Below are 18,290 nucleotides of genomic sequence, written 5' to 3'. Positions count from 1 at the left end.
GTCGCACGAACCGGCTGTTCGCGTGACGCGAACGTTACGCTCGCCTGCTGGTCGGAGTGGCTTTCCGGTGACGCGCGCGGACGTATCTTGGAATCGTGCGCGGTGCGGTGCGGACCGACGCGGGGATCGGCAGGGCGAGTCTTCCCGAGGAGCTGGACAGCTTCGTGGGACGGCAGAACGAGGTGGCCGAGGTCCGGCGGCTGCTGTCCGAGTCGCGCCTGGTGACGCTCACCGGCCCCGGCGGCGTCGGCAAGACCCGGCTCGCGCTCCGCGTCGCTCGCGAGTCCCGCAAGGTGTTCACCGGTGGAACGTGGTTCGTGGAGTTGGGGGACCTGCGCGATCCCGACCTGCTGTGGCAGACGGTGACGGACGTCCTCGGTCTGCAGGACTGGTCGGCCCGCCCGCCGGAGGCCGTGCTCGTCGAGCACCTGGCGGACGGGCGTGCACTGCTGATCCTCGACAACTGCGAGCACCTGGTCGACGCCGTGGCGAACTTCTCCGACACCCTGCTCCGCGCGTGCCCGGGCCTGTCGATGCTCGCGACCAGCCGCGAGCCGCTCGGTATCGGCGGGGAGGCCGTCGTCCGGGTGCCGCCGCTGACGGTCGCCGCGGGGACCGGTCCGGGCGAGCAGATGTCCGACGCGGTCCTGCTGTTCGAGGAACGGGCGCGTGCAGCAGTGCCCGATTTCCGCGTCACCGACGACAACCGGGCGGTGGTCGAGGAGATCTGTGCGCGGCTCGAGGGCCTGCCACTGCCGATCGAATTGGCCGCCGCCAGGCTGCGGGCGCTGTCGGTGGAGCAGATCCGCGACCGGCTGAGCGATCGCTTCCGGTTGCTGACGCTCGGTGGCCGCACCAGCCCGGGCCGACAGCAGACGCTGCGGATGAGCATCGACTGGAGCTACGACCTGTGCACCGACTCGGAACGGCGGTTGTGGGCCTGCCTGTCGGTGTTCGCGGGTGGCTTCGATCTCGATACGGCCGAGAGCGTGCTGCACGACGAAGCCGGGCCGGTGGACGTGCTCGACGTGGTGACCGCGCTGGTGGACAAGTCGATACTGGTGCGCGACGAGGCGGACTCGACGGGGGTTCTCGCCCGGTACCGGATGCTCGAGACGATCCGCGAGTACGGGCAGGAGAAGCTGGAGGAGTTCGGCTGGACGGACATCGTGCGCCGTCGGCACCTCGACTGGTTCGAGCGTTTCGTCCTGCGCGCCAAGGACGACTGGATCGGTCCCCGGCAGGTCCAGTGGGCCGCCGCCGTGGACGTCGAGCAGTCGAACATTCGTGAGGCGATCGAATTCGCACTGGCGGAGCGTGATTGGGGTGCCGCGTTGCAGATCACGGCGGCGCTGTACCCGGCGTGGATCGTGCGGGGCCGGTTCAACGAGGGCCGCCTCTGGCTGAGACGGTCGTGGGAGGGGGACGGTGGGCCGATCGACGAACGTATCGAGGCGCTGTGCGTGAACGGCATGCTCGCCGCGCTCCAACAGGACATCGTCGCGGCGACGGTGTTGGCGGACAAGGCCCGTCGGCTGGCCGAGGAAGGTGGCGGCGACGTGTCGGCCGCGCGGGCGACGGCAGCGGTCGCTTACGCCGCGGTCACGCGGGGCGACCTGGAGCCGGCGCAGGCCGATCTGGGGCGGGCGATCGCGGTGTTCCGCGAGCGTGACGAGCTCTACGATCTCGTGCCCGCGCTCTACTGGCAGGGGTACGTGATCGACATCCTGGGCGATCCCGACGAGGCGTCCGCGCACTACGACGAGGCGCTCGCCGTCACCGAGGCCCACGGCGAAATCATGTGGCGCGCGATGATCATGTCCGACTACGGGTCGTCGCTCTGGCGGCACGGGCAGCTCGAGCGGGGAACCGCGATGCTCGTGGAGGCTCTACCCCTCCTGCGCGCGCTGGACAACCAGTACGGTGGGGCCTGGTGTTTCGAACAGCTGGCTTGGGCGGTCGTCGAGCAGGATCCGGAACGGGCCGCGGTGTTCCTCGGCGCCGCCGAGGTGCTCTTCACCGCGACGGGCAGTCCCATCGAGAAGTTCCAGCCGTTGGTGGCCTACCACGAGCAGTGTGTGCGTCGAGCCCGTGAAGCGCTCGGTGACAACGCCTTCGACGCTGCCCGTCAGCGCGGCGTGGCGATGAACACCGAGGAGGTCATCGCGTACGCGCTCGGGGAACAGCCGCTGGACGTTGCGGAACCGGCCGCCGACAGCGGGCACAACCTCACCCGCCGCGAAATGCAGGTCGCGGAACTCGTCGCCGAGGGCATGACGAACCGCGCCATCGCCGAGCGCCTCGTGATCGCCCCGCGCACCGTCGAGGGGCACGTCGACCACATCCTCGCCAAGCTCGGGTTCACCTCGCGCACCCAGGTCGCGGCGTGGATGGTCGCGCAGCGCGGGGGAGCCCGCTGACCGTGTCAGCCGACGAGGATCGGCTCCTCGATCCGGCAGAAGCTGTGGCACAGCGCGGTCACGATGCGCTGCCCGCGCTCGGCGTCGAACCAGCGGTCGACGTGCGCCCAGTGATAAGGGTGCGTCATGTACGGGCCGGTCAGTCCGTCCAGGCTCGCGTACTCCTGCTCCCACACGTGCGTCCACCGCGCCGAGCCCGACGCCTCGTGTACCCGGCCGAGTTGCGATGCCCCGATCGAGGGGATGTAGTCCGCCATCGCCGCGGTCTCGGATTCGAACTGCCGTAACACCTTCGGGTCCGTCGACGGATCGACCGCGACCAGCAGTGTCCGGAACACGGTGGGCGGGGCATCGGACTTCGCGGGTCGCGGTGTCCCGGTGTGGGTCACGGAATCCACGTGCTCGACCGCTGCGGTCCACAAGCGTCGCTCGACGTCGTTCTGAGCTGCCCGCCAATCGGATTCGACGTCGAACCGGAACCGGGCGATGACGTCCCCGGCCGCGATTCCGCCCGGCAGCGTGGGCCGGATCAGGGCGCTCCGGGCATGGGGCAAGACGTCGGACGCCACCCCCGACAGCACGGTCTCTCTTTCGGGTTCGTCGACGCCGTCGGCGAACCTGATCAGCTTGGTGACCTCAAACACCGGTCACCGCCGCGAGATCCTCGACCGGACACGACGTGCTGCGGTTTCGGCTGAGCAGCCAGTCGTCCGCTTCGGCCCACCACTGCGCGACGCCGGGGTCGCGTCCCGCCGCCCACCGCTGCTGCCACCACGCCTCGACTCCCGGGACCGTCCACGTGACGGTCACGGTGTTCGACTGGTCGTCGAGCCACACCGGCGGACTGACGAGGGCGCGGTCGAGGGTGAGGCCGCGAGCTTCCGCGCCGGGCGCGTACCGCTCGAGGTAGGCGGAGAGGAATTCGCGGCCCCGTCCAGGCCGGACCACCATCTCGTCGACGATGTAGACGATGGCTTCCGCCGTGTGCGTCATCGGGCTCCTCTCACCACAGCAACTCGACGCCGACGCTAGGTGTGGTGTGTGCGACACCGCCACGGCCGATTCCATGCAGCGGGAGGTCCGACACCAGGAAAGCGGCCGCGGCGCGGTAGCGTTTTCCGGAACGGACATGGAGGTGACACCGATGACTCGGGTCTTTCTCGTCGACGATCACGAGATCGTGCGACGCGGGCTGGTGGATCTACTCGGCAGCGCGCCCGACCTCACCGTGGTCGGCGAGGCCGCGTCGGTGGGCGAGGCGATGGCCCGGATTCCGTCCAGCGGCGCCGACGTCGCGGTGCTCGACGTCCGGCTCCCCGACGGCAACGGCGTCGAACTGTGCCGTGACCTGCGCACCGTCCTCCCAGACCTCCGCTGCCTGATGCTCACGTCGTTCGCCGACGACGAGGCCCTGTTCGACGCAGTCATGGCCGGCGCGTCCGGATTCGTGCTCAAGCAGATCCTCGGCACCGACCTGATCTCGGCGGTGCGGACCGTCGGCGCCGGCGGTTCGCTGCTCGACAGCCGCGCCACCGCCGCACTGATGCAGCGCATGCGCTCCGAGCGCACCGCCGACCCGCTCGCCGAACTGTCCGATCAGGAGCGAGCCGTCTTCGACCTCATCGGCCAGGGTCTGACCAACCGTGAGATCGCCGAACGGCTGTTTCTCGCCGAGAAGACGATCAAGAACTACGTCTCGCGACTGCTCGCCAAACTGGGCATGCAGCGTCGCACCCAGGCCGCGGTGCTGGCCACGGAGCTGCGGAACAAGCGATAGGCGCCTGCGGCGCCCGTGCGCCTTTTTGGTAGCCGTCCCCACCACAAGTGCGCACGGGCGCGGAGCGCCTAACGCAGCGGCACCCGCCACGTCAGTTCGGTGCCGCAGCTGACACCCGGCAGCAGCGTGAAGGTACCGCCGCACTGCTCAGCGCGTCGGGCCAGGTTGTCGAGGCCGCTGCGCCGCGTGGTCTCGGGCACGCCGACGCCGTCGTCGCAGATCCGGATCGTGAGCCGGTCGGCCGCGTCGATCACGACGTCGATGGTCGTCGCATCGGCGTGCCGCAACGCGTTGCTCAGCCCCTCCCGCAGCACCGCCTCGGCGTGCGGATGGATCCGCGCCGGCACCAAGGTGTCGATCGCGCCGGTGAACTGGACGTTGGGCACCACTTCGGAGCGGGTCGTCAGGTCGCCGATCGCGTCGAGCAGGCGCCGGCGCAGGCTCGTGCTGGGCTGATCCCCCGTCGTCTGCAGGTCGAAGATCGTGGTGCGGATCTCGTGGATCATCCGGTCGAGCTGGGACACCGACTTCGTGATCGTGCCGGCCGTCGCCTCGGGCAGCGGCGCGGTCGTGTCCAGCAGCAGGCTCTGCAGGCTCATCCCGGTCGCGAACAACTGCTGGATGACGTTGTCGTGCAGGTCGCGCGCGATGCGGTCCCGGTCGGCGAGGACATCGAGCTGACGGCGACGCTGCTGCTGATCGGCGAACTCGACGGCCAGGGCCGCCGAATCGGCCATCGACCCCAGCCTCGTGATCTCGTCGGCGGCCCAACTCGCGGTGCCGGCGCGGGTCACCACGAGCATTCCGGCGACCCCCGACGTCGTCGAGAGCGGGAGCGCCGCGATCCGCACCGGTTCGTCGGCACCGAACGGCCCGATCCGGTCGTGCTCGCCGAGCAGCGCCGGGCGGCGGCCGCGGACCACGGACAGCAGGTCGGACCCGGACAGGTCGATGTGGCTGCCGGGGCGGGGACCGCCGTCGGACGACGCCGCCTCGATCGTCGCGTCGTTGTCCTCCTCCACCACGACCACGTAGGCTCCGCTGGCCGAGCACAGGTCGCGGGTGCGGGTGACCAGCAGATCGAGCGCCTCGTCGATGGACCCGCCGGACAGCAGGCGGGCGTTCGCGGACCGGAGCGCCGTCACCCAACGCTCCCGGGTTCGGGACTCCTCGAACAGATGCGCGTTGTCGATCGCGACGCCGGCCGACGTGGCCAGGGCGTCGAGGATCGTCTCGTCCTCGTCGGTGAACTCGGGGCCGGTGCGCTTCTCGGTGAGGTAGATGCTGCCGAAAACCTGGCCTCGCACAATGATCGGCATGCCCAGGAAACTGTCCATCGGGGGGTGGTTCGGCGGGAAGCCGACCGACGCCGGGTGCGCGCCCAGGTGTGAGACACGAACCGGCCGGGGGTGTTCCATCAACAGGCCCAGCAGCCCGTGCCCCTCCGGGAGGTGCCCCATCCGGGCCCGCTGCTCGGTGGTGATGCCCTCGTACACGAACTCCGACAGTCCGCCGTCCGGATCGCGGACACCGAGCGCCCCGTAGCGTGCGTCGAGCAGTGTCGTCGCCGCCTGCACGATGCGTTGCAGGATCGAATCGAGTTCCAGCCCCGCCCCGACGACCAGGACCGCCTCGAGCAGTTCCCGCAGCCGGGCCGGCGTCGCGACGCTTTCCACGAGGCGACTGCGCATGTCGGCGAGCAGTTCCTCCAGGTCGTCGAACTCCCCGAGGTCCCAGCTGCCGCTCTCCACCATGCACGCAGCATAGGCGCCCGAAACTCTCCCGAAAATTTGGTTGTGTCCGGGTGTAACGCGTTGCAGTAGGCGCCCGATGTAGGGGGTGAAGTGATCGGGAGCGGGGTCGTGGTGGCCTGCTCCCGCCTTTGACTGTCCGGCGTCGATCCTCGGGGGAGGGGGTCGGCGCCGGACTTCCCTCTAGCATGGCCGCATGAGCTGCTCTCTGATCACGACCTGGCGAAGGCGGGATCTGCGAGCACTCGACGGGAGGGTTACCGACGGCAGTGTCGCGCGCACCGCGATCCTCGACTGGGATGCGCCGGTGTTCGAGAGCCTCGGCGTTCCCGACGTCGACGGCGCCGGTGTGGAGTATCTGCAACAGGTCCACCGAATGGTTCAGCTGCGCATTCGGCCGGTCTACGCACTCGACGACACGCAGCGGACATCGGCGACGTTGGCAAAGCTCCGTGGATCGTGCAGCCAGCGTCTCGCTGTCGTCGAAGCGCTCGCGCGACGGAACGGAATCCCGACCAGGGTCGAGGGACTCGTCCTCCGCGGGGAGTTCTGGTATCCGCGCTTCCGCTGCCTTCGTCCTGTCGTTCCGGACCGAGTCCTGCTGGCGTGGCCGAGCTTTCTCGTCGACGGCGAATGGGTCGACGCGTCCCGCGCATTCACGTCCGGCTGCGCAACCTCGGCGGCCGACTTCTCTAATCGAGGCGGGGAAACACTTTTCGACGCCGCCGGAAGAAGCGTCATAACCTGGGAAAACACTGCTGCCACGGGGTGCGTCGACCTGTCTCGGTTCGTGATTCGGTCACTCGGCACGTTCGATTCGCGGGACGAGTTGTTCCGCGCGTACGGGCAGACCCTTCCCCGGGCCGTACGCGTGGTGCTGGAACCGGCCTTCGGTCGTTGGGGAGCATGGTGACGTCGGGCCTGAAGAACTGAACCGGCCGGTAGGTGTCGTTCGCACTACAATCCCGCGAATGAGATCTCGAGCACAAGATCTGAGCCCCGTCGCGATTCGGGAACGGATCCTCGACGCCGCAGAAGCCTGCCTGGTGGAGTCCGGGTACGGCACGCGACTGCACGCGGTGATCTCCGAGCGGGCCGGCCTGTCCCGGCCGACGGTCTACAAGTACGTGGGCGATCAGGCCGAGATCTTCGAGGCGCTGTTCCAGCGGGAGATCACCCGGTTCTTCACGCTGTTGACGCCCGTGCTCCGGGACAGCGAGCGGCTGGATACCGGGCTCACCGACTGCGTCGTCTTCGCTGTCGGCTATGCGCGCCGCCACATGTTGCTCCAGAAGGGACTCCGCGACGACCCGGAGGTCGTGCTGCCATGGTTCACGGTGCGGGCCCGGCCGTTCGTCGAGCGCGGCACCGACTACCTCGCCCCCCTGTTCGAACGACTGATGACCGCCGAGCAGCTCGCCACCATCGATCCGCGCGCGGTGTGCGAGTGGGCCTTCCGGTTGGTGACCTCGTTCATCACGACCGGGGGCGTGATCGACACGACGGACGAGACTGCGCTGCGCGCCTTCGTGGCCGGACTGCTGTCGCTCGGCGTGGTCCCCGCACCCCTCGACCAGATGGTGTGACTACTTCGCGACCGTGAGGAGGAACGCGACGTCCTCGAGCGCCTCCACGCTGTGCCGCGTCGGGGGAATGATGAGCAGGTCGCCCGTCGATCCCTTCCACGAGTCCTCGCCGGAGATGAGCGCGAGCTTGCCGCTGAGCACCAGGAGCGTCGCCTCGCCCGGGCTGTCGTGCTCGGCCAGCGACTTCCCGGCGCTCAGCGCGATGACGGTCTGGCGCAGATGCCGCTGGTGACCGCCGTGCACGGTCTGCGAGCTGCGGCCACTCGACGACGTGGCCGCCAGCTTGAGCTGCTGGCGGGCGAGCGCGGTCAGCGAGGTCTTGTCCATCACATGTCACTCCCGGGACGGCAGGGGCGGTGGTTCCCGCAGTATGACCCACCCGGGGGCGAATGGTCCGGACATCGACCTAACGGTTCGGCCACCGTCCCGGTCCGGTCAGCCCCGCACGTATGTCAGGAACCGGTAGCGCAGCCCGGACTTCTCGGAGATGTGCCAGTCGCCCTCGTTCCCGATCACCCACTCGTTCCCGATCGTCGGGGCGAAGGCATCGCCCTCGATGTCGGCGTCGATCTCGGTCACCGACAGCAGGTCCGCGAACGGCATTGCTGCTGTGTAGATCTGGCTGCCGCCCATCACCCAGGCGGTGTCGCCGGCGACCTCGAGCGCCTGTTCGATCCCGTGTGCGGTCCGGGCGCCGTCGGCACTCCATCCGTCCTGGCGGGTGACGACGATGTTGGTGCGGCCGGCCAGCGGACGGAACTTCGGGGGCAGCGATTCCCACGTCAACCGGCCCATCACCACGGGATGACCCATGGTCGTGTCCTTGAACCGGGCCATGTCCTCCGGGACCCGCCACGGGATCGTGTTGTCGCGTCCGATCACGCCCGACGTCGTCTGGGCCCAGATCAGGCCGATCATCAGACGGCCACCGGTGCCTTGATCGCCGGATGGTGCCGGTAGTCGACGATCTCGACGTCCTCGAAGGTGTAGTCGAAGATCGAGTCGCGCTTGTTCAGCTTCAGCGTCGGATAGGGGAGCGGCTCCCGGGAAAGCTGCTCGGTGACCTGGTCGACGTGGTTGTCGTAGATGTGGCAGTCGCCACCGGTCCAGATGAAGTCGCCCACCTCGAGGTCGGCCTGCTGCGCCACCATGTGGGTGAGCAGCGCGTAGCTCGCGATGTTGAACGGCACACCGAGGAACAGGTCCGCGCTGCGCTGGTACAGCTGGCAGCTGAGCTTGCCGTCGGCGACGTAGAACTGGAAGAACGCGTGGCACGGCTGCAGCGCCATGGCGTCGAGGTCGGCCACATTCCACGCCGAGACGATGATTCGCCGCGAGTCCGGGTTGGTCTTCAGCGTCTCGATGACCTTGGTGATTTGGTCGATGTGCTCGCCCGACGGCGTCGGCCACGACCGCCACTGCACGCCGTACACCGGGCCCAGCTCGCCGTCCGCGTCCGCCCACTCGTCCCAGATGGTGACGCCGTGCTCCTGCAGCCACTTGACGTTCGACTCGCCGCGCAGGAACCACAGCAGCTCGTAGACGATGGACTTGAGGTGCACCTTCTTGGTGGTGATCAGCGGGAACCCCTCGGCGAGATCCCAGCGCATCTGATGCCCGAAGACGCTGCGCGTCCCGGTTCCGGTGCGGTCCGCCTTGGCAGTTCCGGTGTCCATGACCAGGCGCAGGAGATCTTCGTAGGGGGAGTGCACGGGGGTCAGTCTAGGCGGCTGCGCCACCCGTGCGCCTTTCCGGTGGTGGGTGCTACCGGAAAGGCGCACAGGCGATAGCCTGCGCCCATGCGTGAGCTTCTCGTGATCGGCATCGGCGCCGGCGACCCCGACCAGGTGACGATCCAGGCCGTCAAGGCGATGAACCGGGCCGACGTGTTCTTCGTCATCGGCAAGGGCGACGAGAAGCAGGAACTGGTGGATCTGCGAACCAGCATCCTCGCCGAGCACATGGACCGCGACTACCGGATCGTCGACATCCTCGACCCACCGCGGGACCGGACGCCGTCCGACTACACCGGTGTCGTCGACGACTGGCACGACCGCCGGGCCCAGGTGTTCGAGGAGAAGTTCGCGGCCGAGGACGGTGTCGGCGCGATCCTCGTGTGGGGTGACCCGTCGCTGTACGACAGCACACTGCGCATCGTCGAGCGCGTCCTGGCCCGCGGCAACGTCGCGTTCGACTACATGGTGATCCCCGGCGTCACGAGCATCCAGGCGCTCGCCGCGCAGCACCGGATCGTGCTCAACCGGATCGGCGAGCCGGTGCACGTCACCACCGGTAGGAAGCTGCGCGACGGCCTACCGGACGGCGTCGGCACGGCCGTCGTGATGCTCGACGCGGAATGCAGCTTCACCCACGTCCCGGACGAGGATGCCGAGATCTGGTGGGGCGCGTACCTGGGATTGCCGGACGAGGTGCTGATCTCCGGCAAGCTCCGCGAGGTCGAGGACGAGATCGTCCGCGTCCGCGCCGAACTGCGGGAGCGCAAGGGCTGGATCATGGACATCTATCTGATCAGGCGCTGACGCGCCCGTGCGCCTTTTCGGTGGTCGGAGCTACCGAAAAGGCGCACGGGCGGCGGAGCCGCCTTACGCTGGCCCCATGCCCGAACTGCCCGAGGTGGAGGCCCTGGCCCAGTTCCTGCGCGATCATGCCGTGGGTGCGGTCGTGGGACGCGTCGACGTGGCCGCGTTGAGTGTGCTCAAGACGTTCGATCCGCCGATCACCTCGTTGCAGGGCCGCAACGTCACCGGGGCGGACCGGTTCGGCAAGCACCTCGCGCTGGACTGCGACGGGCTGTGGCTCATCGCGCACCTGTCCCGCGGCGGCTGGCTGCGCTGGATCGACAACCCCGGTTCGGCGCCGCCGAAACCCGGCAAGGGGCCGCTGGCGGTGCGCGTGCACTTCTTCACCCCCGACGGCGAGACCCCCGCCTTCGACCTCACCGAGGCCGGCACCAAGAAGCGGCTCGCGGTGTGGGTGGTGACGGACCCGCTGCTCGTCCCGGGAATCGCGCGACTCGGGCCGGACGCGCTCGAGGTGACCCGCCCACAGTTCGGCGAGATCCTCGCCGGCACCACGTCCCGGATCAAGACGGCGCTCGTGGACCAGTCGCTGCTGGCCGGAATCGGTAACGCCTACTCCGACGAGATCCTGCACGCGGCCCGGCTGTCCCCGTTCGCGACGACGTCGAAGCTGGCGCCCGACGAGGTGGACCGGTTGTACGACGCGATGCGCGCCGAGCTGTCCGACGCCGTCGAACGTTCGGTAGGGCAGGAGGCGGCCCGGCTCAAGGGCGAGAAGCGCGCCGGGATGACGGTGCACGCGCGGACCGGGATGCCGTGCCCGGTGTGCGGCGACACGGTGCGGGAGGTGGCGTACGCCGAGCGGTCGTTCCAGTACTGCCCGACGTGCCAGACCGGTGGCAAGATCCTCGCCGACCGGCGGATGTCACGGCTGTTGAAGTAGCGGGTCCCGGCGGCCGAACACCCAGCCGCGCAGCGCCACGAATCGCAGCCCTCCGACCACTCCACTCACCGCGATCACGAGCGCGATCGACACGAGATCGGTGGCGTCGGGAAGGAAGAAGTGCAGCGCGGCCAGCACGAGCGAGCTGATCACGAGGCCGAGCAGCGCGAGCGCGCCGCCCTCCCATTGAGCGGCGAACCACGGCACCCGGTCGGCGGCACGGAAGGTGCGGCGGCGGTGCAGTTCGTTGGCGAGCACCGTGCTGGTCGCGACGCCCACGGCGTTCGCCAGGAACGTTCCGTAGGCGTCGAGGACGACGAACGACAGCGCATACAGGACGTTGCTCGATCCGCCGACGAGTGCGAACCGAGTGAGCTGCGCGGCCCAGCCGTCACCGCCCAGACGCAGTTCGCGCATCGCCATCGAGGTCTCCCACAGCCTGAGATTTGGTTGCAACTCGCAACGGTAACCCATTCGAGATCTAATGACGGTGCCGGTATCCGAGCCATGCCTCCCGGCGGCGGCGCGCCGGGTCGCACTCCACCCGACAGACCTCGTCGATGATCAAGGTATCGCGGTGCTCGGACGAGTACCGCGGCCACGAGTCCAGCGGGCGGCCGGAGTGGGCGAACTCGAGCCAGTGGCGCTGCATCGTGTCGGTGACCGCGCGCAGTCCTTTGCGCCCACCCAGCGCGGTCAGCGTGCGGACGCCCACTCCTCGCCGGCCGAAGACCGCGAACAGTTCCGTCGCGTGCGTCGCACCCAGACCGGCCAGGTGCAACAGGCGCGGCGCGAAGTCGTACCGGTACATGTAGGTCTCCGTGTGCCGGGTGTGTGCGTGTGCGCAGCGCAGCGACGGCTCCCAGAACACGACGTCCCCGCCGAGGTCGGCGGCCGCCCGCCGCCGCGGATAGCCGGGGTAGGCGGCCGTCACGCGCGCCGCGATCGCCGGGTCGGTGCCCTCGAACATCTTCTCGATCCGGGTGCGGTCGGTCGGCAGGATGTCGAGCATCCGCGGAAAGATGCGCCCCTCCTGGGCGTTGGTACCGATGATCAGGGGAACCCGGTGTTCGGTACCCGCCTCGAACGCGTCGAGGGGATGGTCGGGCAGCACTGCGCCGTCGGCGACGGGCGCGAACGGGCGGACACCGGGAACCTCGTCGGCGCCTCGCGCGCTGAGCGTCGCGGCGGTCCGGACGAGTGCTTCGGGCGACGCCGTCGTCAGGTAGTGGGCCGCGTCCGCCCGTGACACGCCCGCCAGGTCCAGGAACTCCCGCGCCCACAGCCCTGCCAGTTCGGTGCCGTTGGACGTTGCGGGCGGCGGGCTCTGCGCGATCGCGCGGGCGAACAGGCCCCGCGCCGCTGGCGTGCACATCAGGGTGACGACGGCGTCCGCTCCCGCCGACTCGCCGAACAGTGTCACGTTCGACGGGTCCCCGCCGAAGGCCGCGATGTTCCGCTGCACCCATTCGAGCGCGGCGATCTGGTCACGCAGGCCGAGATTGGCGTCGAAAGTGTGTTCCGGCGTGGAGAACTCGCGGAAGTCGAGGTAGCCGAGCGCTCCGAGCCGGTAGCCGAGCGAGACGAACACGACGTCGCCGCGGCGGACGAGGGACGCCCCGCTGTACATCGGTGCCGCGGACGTCCCGGCCGTGTGGGCCCCGCCGTGGATGTAGACCATGACGGGGCGCGGGGCGGCGCTCGGTTCGGCCTGCCGGAGGATGTTGAGTGTGAGGCAGTCCTCGCTGCCGCGGCGACGCCGCTGGGGGGCCGGCGGGCCGAACGAGAGGGCATCGCGAACGCCCGCCCACGGCGAGACCGGTCGGGGCGCGCGCAGCCGCAGTGGTCCGACCGGCGGTGCGGCGTAAGGGATTCCACGCCACGACAACAGATCCGCGAGGCGCCGGCCGCGGACGGTTCCGTCCGCATACGTGACAGCCGCGTGGTCGTCGCTCACGAAAGCCGTTCGGCTTCGGCCGTGCCCTCGCCGAGATAGCCGCGGTAACCGGACCAGGCGAGGCGCCGGTCCCGATTGGGGTCCCGCTCGACGCGGGTGGGGACGTCGAATATCAGGGTGCGCCGGTTCTCGGCGTCGTACCGGGGCCACCACGGCTCCGGAACACCGCCCCGGGCGAACGAGATCCAGTTCTCCTGGACCCGATCGGTGACCGTCCGCAGTCCGCGTCGACCACCGTAGGCCGTCAGCGCCCGACCGGCCGCGGACTCGCCGTAGCCGAACACCGCGAACAACTCGAACGCGTGCGTGGCACCGAGGCCGAGGCGATGCAGCAGACGCGGCGCGTAGTCGAACCGGTAGCTGTAGGTGGGGGCGTGCGCCGAATGCGCGTCGGCAATGTCGACCGACGGCTTCCAGAACGTGAGGTCGCCGCCGAGGTCGATCGCCGCGGCCACTCCCGGATAGCCAAGGTACGCGGCGACCACACGATCGCGGGCGGCGGGATCGGTGAGGGCGAACATCGCGTCGATGCGGGCCGCGTCGGTGGGCAGACCGTCCATCACCTTGGGGAACAAAGTGCCCTCGCGGGCGTTGGTGCCGATGATCAACGGCACGGGATGCGCGGTGCCGTCGGTGAACGCCTGCAACGGGGCGACGGGCAGGAAGTCGCCGTCCACGACGGGCCCGAACGGGTGCAGCCCGGGTGTCTCCGCGAGCACTTTCGCACCCAATCGTCCGGCCGCCTTGCCGAGTTCGGCCGGGGTGGCCGCGTCGAGAGCACGGGTCGCGTCGGCCGGGTCGTCGCAGCCGAGCAGCGGCAGGAACTGCCGGGCCCACGTCCGCGCGCGAGTGGCGTCGCCCACCAGGACGGGCGCGGAACTCTGGGAGATCGCGCGGGCGAACAGGCCCCGCGCCGAGGGGGTCGCCAGCAGGGTCGTCACCGACGTGCCGCCCGCGGACTCCCCGAACAGCGTGACGTTGTCCGGATCACCGCCGAACGCCGCGATGTTGCGCTGGATCCACTGCAGCGCGGCGACCTGGTCGCGGAGACCGAGGTTGGCGTCGATGGGACGCTCGGGCGTCGAGAACTCGGTGAAGTCGAGATAGCCGAGGGCGCCCAGGCGATAGTTCAGCGACACGTAGACGACATCGCCGCGGCGCGCCAGGCGGTCGCCCCGGTAGATGCCCATCGCGGTGGTGCCGAGAACGAACGCGCCGCCGTGCACGAACACCATCACCGGCCGGAGCTCCGCACTCGGTGCGGCGGGCGCGACGATGTTGAGCGTCAGGCAGTCCTCGGAGATCGGCTGGTACTTGCCCGGTCGCAGCGTCGTGCCCATTCGAGACTGGGGGGCGGCGTTGCCGAACTCGGTGGCGTCGCGGACCCCGGCCCAGGGCTGCACCGGGTGCGGTGCCCGCAGCCGCAGCGGCCCCACCGGCGGAGCAGCGAACGGAATCCCGCGCCAGGTCGACAGATCGCCCATCCGCAGCCCCCGGACGATGCCGTCGGAGGTGGTCACGTCGAGACTCGGCCTCATGTTCGCGACTATACGGCGGCAGGACGCCGCGGCCGGGCGGGTCGCGAGCGGTGTCGTCAGGCGAGTGCGCAGCGCTCCGGCCCGCCACGGGTCAGCGGGATCCCGGTCGTCGTGACCATGTCGTACGCTGCCTGCCCGATGCGTCCAGCGGTGGAGACGCGACCGTCCGGCCCGAGCAGCCTCGCCGGACGCGTGGCCCAGCGCATCGCCGCCCACACGATGTCGGTCTGCTCCGACAGGAGCCGATGCTCGTCCGGACCCACCTCGGGCTCGGACCAGCGCACCGCGAGCCGCCCGGACGAAAAGGCCTTCCCATGCTCGCCGGACCGACTCCACTCGTCGTCCACGTGCCGGGAACGCAGGAGTTGGACGAGCGCCCGCCCCGTCAGCGCCGGGGTGATCTCGACGTCCGCGTCCGGCTCGACGTCGCCGGGCGGCGCCGCTGCGAAGGGCATCAGCAGAAACGCCTGAACGGGACCACACTCGAATGCCTGCTCGAGATTTCGGTGCAGGTGAACCGGGTGTAGTCCGGCCGGGCCCGGCGGGCTGCAGAGCCAGGCGGCGCGGGGTGCCGCATCCGCGATTGCGCGGCCGACGCGCACCTCGTCCTCGGGTGACAGCCAGATCGCCGTCGTCTTGGTGCGAGATCCCTTGTAGGCCATCGTGACAGCATTTCATCGCACGCGGCGAGGTGTCGAAGGCCTGGCGGCTGTCGGTGCCCAACCTTATGCTCGGCACGCGAGCAAGCATCGGTAGCTAGGAGGAATCCGGTATGGGGACATGGGGTTCGGGACCGTTCGAGAACGACGGAGCGGGTGATCTGCTCGCCGGGCTGCGAGCTGGTGACTTCGTCATCGACGACTTCACGAGTCACGTCGACGAGGAGTACCTCGAGGCGGACGACGCGCAGGCGGCGATCGCTTACGCGGAGATCGTGGCGGTGGGCCGCGGAATCGAGTCGGCGTCCCCACATCTCGACGGGATCGACGCGGCGGCTTTCTGCGCGTCGCTGACACCCGAACAACACGCGTGGATCCTCACCACACTCGAACGTGCGATCGCGGACAGCGACACCTCGGAGCTGCACGAGCTGTGGGCCGAGAACGGCCCCGAGGATCTCGAGGAGTGGCGTGCCCCGGTTGCGCGCAGGCTGGAAAGCCTCCGAGCTCTGGGCTGACCCCCGGCAGGTCGCGGCCCGCCGCTCAGCGGGCCCGGAGGAACTGCCCGGTCCGCCGAGTGCCCAGGGCCTCGGCGGATCGGTCAGTTTCGGTTCGCCTTTGCGCGTCGTGCTCAGATGACGATCTGCTTGCGCATGGTCTTGCCGGTCGCGTTGCGCGGCAGCGGTTCCCCGGAGAGGCGCCAGCGCGTGGGCACCTTGAAGTAAGAGAGGCGCTCGGCCGCGAACTCCCGGAGTTCGTCCTCGGTGACCGTGGCGCCCGGTCGCAGCACGACCACTGCGGCAACCTCCTGTCCGAGGTCGGGGTGGTCGACGCCGATCACCGCGCACTCGGCGACGTCCGGATGCTCGTCGAGGCACTGCTCGATCTCCACCGGGTACACGTTCTCGCCGCCGCGCAGGATCAGGTCGGAGCGGCGGCCGGTGAGCCGGACCATGCCGTTCTCGATGACGCCGAAGTCGCCGGTGTGCAGCCAGCGGTCCTTGCGGATCGCGTCGGACGTCGCGGCGTCGTTCTCCCAGTAGCCGAGCATCACGTACGGGCTGCGCACACAGATCTCGCCCTCGGTGCCGTCGGGGACCGGATCGCCGAACGGGTCGCGCACCTCGACGCTGACGCCGAGGATCGGGCGGCCCAGGGTGCCCGGGAAGGCCTGCAGGTCCATCGGGGTCGCGACCGAGATCGCGGTGCTGCATTCGGTGAGCCCGTAGCTGTCGACGAGTGCGTTGGTCGCGAACGGCAACTTTTCGCGCAGGCGCTGCTGGAAGCCGGGGGACGACGGCGCCGACGCGAGCGCGAACGCGGTGAGCGACGACGTGTCGTAGCGCGAGACGTCCTCGTGCTCGAGCAGGCGCCCGGCCATCGTCGGGACCGCGCCCCAGTTGGTGACCTTCTCCCGCTCGATGAGCCGCAGCACGCGGTCGGCGTCGAACGAGCCCTGGTAGAGCACCACCGCGCTGCCGGTCGCCAGTCGCGGCACGACGAGGTTGTGGAGGCTCGCGATGTGGAACAGCGGCGAGGTGAGCAGGTACCGGAGGTCGCTGGGGCCGTCGCTCGGGGCCGCGCCCGAGAACGCTGCCAGGAGGGCGTCGCTGTAGCGGTGGTAGTCGATGACAGCCAGCAGGTTCCGCTGCGAGTGCACCGCGCCCTTCGGCCGCCCGCTGGTGCCGGACGTGTAGAGGATCACCGCCGGATCGTCTTCGGCGACAGCGGTTGTCGGAAGCTCTGCACCGGCGAACTCCTTGACGAGACGGGGCAGGTCGTCTTCCATCGTCAGGACCGGGACGTCGAGGTCGAGGCCGTCGAGCAGGGCAGCGCGCTTGGCGTCGACGATCAGCACCGACGGGCGGGTGTGCTCCACGCCGTACTCGATCTCGCGCGGCACCCACCAGGCGTTGAATCCGACTGCGATCGCGCCGAGCGCCTGCGCGGCCCAGAACGATTCGACCCACTCGGGGGTATTGGCGGCGAGAAGTCCGACCCGGTCGCCCTTGCCGACGCCGTACCGGTCGCGCAGTGCGGTCGCGAGTGCGGCGACGTCACGCAGGTGGTCGGCGTAACTGATCCGCCGGTCCTCGGTGACGAGGTAGTCGCGATCGCCGTAGGCGGCGGACGCGGCGAGGACGTCGCCCAGCGCCTTGTCGCGGTTCTTCATCACCGGCATGGTCGTGCCGAGGACGTCCTCCTGGACGAATTCGAAACGGCCACCCGGGCCGGTCAGCCCGGCCATGACCGATGCGATGTAGGCCTGGGGGTCGACAGACTGGGTCACGGATGGATCCTTTCGACGAACGACTCTCGAGTGACGTGCGTCATAGTCGAGGGTGTCCGATTTCCTGTCAAGGGAGGTCTCGGTGAGTGGAGTCGGAATCGGGCGCGTCCTCGACCAGGACTGCCGATCGGGTGGCGTCCGGGTCGATCAGTGCGCGGAAGACCCGGTGCCGCGGGCCGCCGCCGGCCGGATCAGGGTGCGAGGGCGGCGTTGTGAGCCGTGAGCAGTGCCCCGAGGAGATAGTGCCCGTCGGCCGAATCGAGTGGGACCACGCCTCCCACCGCGGACACCGCGGGGTGCGCGGTGACGGTGGGGCCGGCGGCGAGCATCCACGCGAGATTGTTCTCGTCGTGGCGTGGCCGGTACTGCAGACCGTCGATGTCCGGGTTCGCGGCGAGGACGGCGGCGGCCCAGCGACGCGTGGTGAGATAGCCGGAGGGGTCGCACTTGGTGAGCCACACATCGGCGTTGAGTCGCGCCGCGCCGGTGCCGGTCAGGTCTGCCACGCGCACCGCCCGGGTCGTACGCAGCTCACTCAGCAACCGGCCGCGGACCTGGATGCGCGGAATCAGCCTGGGGGACTGGTCGACCGGAAGGTTGCGGCACAGCGTTTCCGCTACTGCCGCCGCCGGGCTGTCGCCGACGTAGAGATACGCGTACGAGCCGTCGAGGCTGTCGAAGCGGCCCCCGGTGCGCACGCGCGGTCTCGGCGTCGGGTTGAGGTCGGCGGCGCCGCGAGTGGCGCTGTGGATGCGCCACACCGACGTGTCGGCGGGCACCGTCGTGATCAGGGCGGCCGGCAGCGCGGCCGGTGGGTCGGGGTACACGG

19 protein-coding genes are annotated in these 18,290 nt (G+C 69.6%); 7 read left to right on the top strand and 12 right to left on the bottom strand.

Translation table 11 applies throughout. The features are described 5' to 3' along the window. Window positions 1-95: 95 nt before the first annotated feature. Entirely contained in the window at window positions 96-2,420 is a 2,325-nt protein-coding gene (locus tag PSS76_RS11825; protein WP_337456213.1) for an ATP-binding protein, read from the top strand. Window positions 2,421-2,425: 5 nt separating this feature from the next. On the opposite strand, the gene PSS76_RS11820 is transcribed toward PSS76_RS11825, so the two are convergent. Together PSS76_RS11820 and PSS76_RS11815 are read right to left on the bottom strand one after the other, a co-directional pair. Further along, window positions 2,426-3,064, bottom strand: coding sequence for a Dabb family protein (locus PSS76_RS11820; protein ID WP_013415139.1), 639 nt, complete (start codon window positions 3,062-3,064; stop codon window positions 2,426-2,428). Beyond that, entirely contained in the window at window positions 3,057-3,413 is a 357-nt protein-coding gene (locus PSS76_RS11815) for a hypothetical protein (RefSeq protein WP_013415140.1), read from the bottom strand. Before PSS76_RS11815 ends, PSS76_RS11820 begins: the two co-directional genes overlap by 8 nt. A gap of 151 nt (window positions 3,414-3,564) precedes the next feature. On the opposite strand from PSS76_RS11815, the gene PSS76_RS11810 reads away from it, so the two are divergent. Further along, the gene (locus PSS76_RS11810; protein WP_022594492.1) at window positions 3,565-4,197 is read left to right on the top strand and encodes a response regulator; all 633 of its coding nucleotides are present in this window, start codon (window positions 3,565-3,567) and stop codon (window positions 4,195-4,197) included. Between the two features lie 68 nt (window positions 4,198-4,265). On the opposite strand, the gene PSS76_RS11805 is transcribed toward PSS76_RS11810, so the two are convergent. Then, window positions 4,266-5,951, bottom strand: coding sequence for a sensor histidine kinase (locus tag PSS76_RS11805; protein ID WP_013415142.1), 1,686 nt, complete (start codon window positions 5,949-5,951; stop codon window positions 4,266-4,268). Window positions 5,952-6,144: 193 nt separating this feature from the next. On the opposite strand from PSS76_RS11805, the gene PSS76_RS11800 reads away from it, so the two are divergent. Then, window positions 6,145-6,861 (top strand): transglutaminase domain-containing protein, encoded by a 717-nt coding sequence (locus PSS76_RS11800; RefSeq protein WP_013415143.1) that lies wholly within the window; start codon window positions 6,145-6,147, stop codon window positions 6,859-6,861. 58 nt (window positions 6,862-6,919) lie between these two features. Next, window positions 6,920-7,534 (top strand): TetR/AcrR family transcriptional regulator, encoded by a 615-nt coding sequence (locus PSS76_RS11795; RefSeq protein ID WP_013415144.1) that lies wholly within the window; start codon window positions 6,920-6,922, stop codon window positions 7,532-7,534. Here the strand turns inward: PSS76_RS11795 and PSS76_RS11790 are convergent, their stop codons facing one another. The 3 genes from PSS76_RS11790 to PSS76_RS11780 form a co-directional block, all read right to left on the bottom strand. Further along, window positions 7,535-7,861, bottom strand: a complete 327-nt coding sequence (locus PSS76_RS11790) for a cupin domain-containing protein (RefSeq protein ID WP_022594495.1) — start codon at window positions 7,859-7,861, stop codon at window positions 7,535-7,537. Between the two features lie 108 nt (window positions 7,862-7,969). Continuing rightward, complete coding sequence (locus PSS76_RS11785) at window positions 7,970-8,452, bottom strand: dihydrofolate reductase (protein ID WP_013415145.1); 483 nt, start codon at window positions 8,450-8,452, stop codon at window positions 7,970-7,972. Continuing rightward, window positions 8,452-9,210, bottom strand: coding sequence for a thymidylate synthase (locus tag PSS76_RS11780; RefSeq protein WP_049799418.1), 759 nt, complete (start codon window positions 9,208-9,210; stop codon window positions 8,452-8,454). Before PSS76_RS11780 ends, PSS76_RS11785 begins: the two co-directional genes overlap by 1 nt. 123 nt (window positions 9,211-9,333) lie before the next feature. Between PSS76_RS11780 and cobF the strand changes: the two genes are divergently transcribed. After that, window positions 9,334-10,074 carry a precorrin-6A synthase (deacetylating) gene (gene cobF, locus PSS76_RS11775; protein ID WP_013415147.1) on the top strand — a complete coding sequence of 247 codons (741 nt, stop codon included), beginning with the start codon at window positions 9,334-9,336 and terminating at the stop codon, window positions 10,072-10,074. 76 nt (window positions 10,075-10,150) lie between these two features. Next, window positions 10,151-11,017, top strand: coding sequence for an Fpg/Nei family DNA glycosylase (locus PSS76_RS11770; RefSeq protein ID WP_005514884.1), 867 nt, complete (start codon window positions 10,151-10,153; stop codon window positions 11,015-11,017). Here PSS76_RS11770 and PSS76_RS11765 read toward each other — a convergent pair. From PSS76_RS11765 to PSS76_RS11750, 4 genes are read right to left on the bottom strand one after another with little or no spacing between them, the layout of a single operon-like run. Continuing rightward, on the bottom strand, window positions 11,000-11,440 hold the full coding sequence (locus PSS76_RS11765) for a GtrA family protein (protein WP_013415148.1): 441 nt from the start codon (window positions 11,438-11,440) through the stop codon (window positions 11,000-11,002). The two genes, PSS76_RS11770 and PSS76_RS11765, sit on opposite strands and share 18 nt — an antisense overlap. A gap of 58 nt (window positions 11,441-11,498) precedes the next feature. Next, window positions 11,499-12,974 carry a carboxylesterase/lipase family protein gene (locus tag PSS76_RS11760; RefSeq protein WP_013415149.1) on the bottom strand — a complete coding sequence of 492 codons (1,476 nt, stop codon included), beginning with the start codon at window positions 12,972-12,974 and terminating at the stop codon, window positions 11,499-11,501. Beyond that, the gene (locus tag PSS76_RS11755; protein WP_013415150.1) at window positions 12,971-14,512 is read right to left on the bottom strand and encodes a carboxylesterase/lipase family protein; all 1,542 of its coding nucleotides are present in this window, start codon (window positions 14,510-14,512) and stop codon (window positions 12,971-12,973) included. Before PSS76_RS11755 ends, PSS76_RS11760 begins: the two co-directional genes overlap by 4 nt. Window positions 14,513-14,568: 56 nt before the next feature. Next, a complete protein-coding gene (locus PSS76_RS11750) occupies window positions 14,569-15,174 on the bottom strand; it encodes a hypothetical protein (protein ID WP_064058006.1) in 606 nt (201 codons plus the stop codon). Window positions 15,175-15,284: 110 nt separating this feature from the next. Here PSS76_RS11750 and PSS76_RS11745 point away from each other — a divergent pair, with 110 nt between their 5' ends. Beyond that, window positions 15,285-15,689, top strand: coding sequence for a DUF4259 domain-containing protein (locus tag PSS76_RS11745; protein WP_013415152.1), 405 nt, complete (start codon window positions 15,285-15,287; stop codon window positions 15,687-15,689). Between the two features lie 113 nt (window positions 15,690-15,802). Here the strand turns inward: PSS76_RS11745 and casG are convergent, their stop codons facing one another. After that, a complete protein-coding gene (casG, locus tag PSS76_RS11740; RefSeq protein ID WP_013415153.1) occupies window positions 15,803-17,461 on the bottom strand; it encodes a steroid-24-oyl-CoA synthetase in 1,659 nt (552 codons plus the stop codon). A gap of 191 nt (window positions 17,462-17,652) precedes the next feature. Continuing rightward, on the bottom strand, window positions 17,653-18,288 hold the full coding sequence (locus PSS76_RS11735; RefSeq protein WP_084845594.1) for an RES family NAD+ phosphorylase: 636 nt from the start codon (window positions 18,286-18,288) through the stop codon (window positions 17,653-17,655). Window positions 18,289-18,290: the final 2 nt, after the last annotated feature.

This window comes from Prescottella sp. D32 (assembly GCF_037287305.1).
GTDB lineage: Bacteria > Actinomycetota > Actinomycetes > Mycobacteriales > Mycobacteriaceae > Prescottella > Prescottella equi.
Note: the sequence above shows the minus strand (reverse complement) of the source record. Positions and strands in the feature narration are given on the sequence as shown.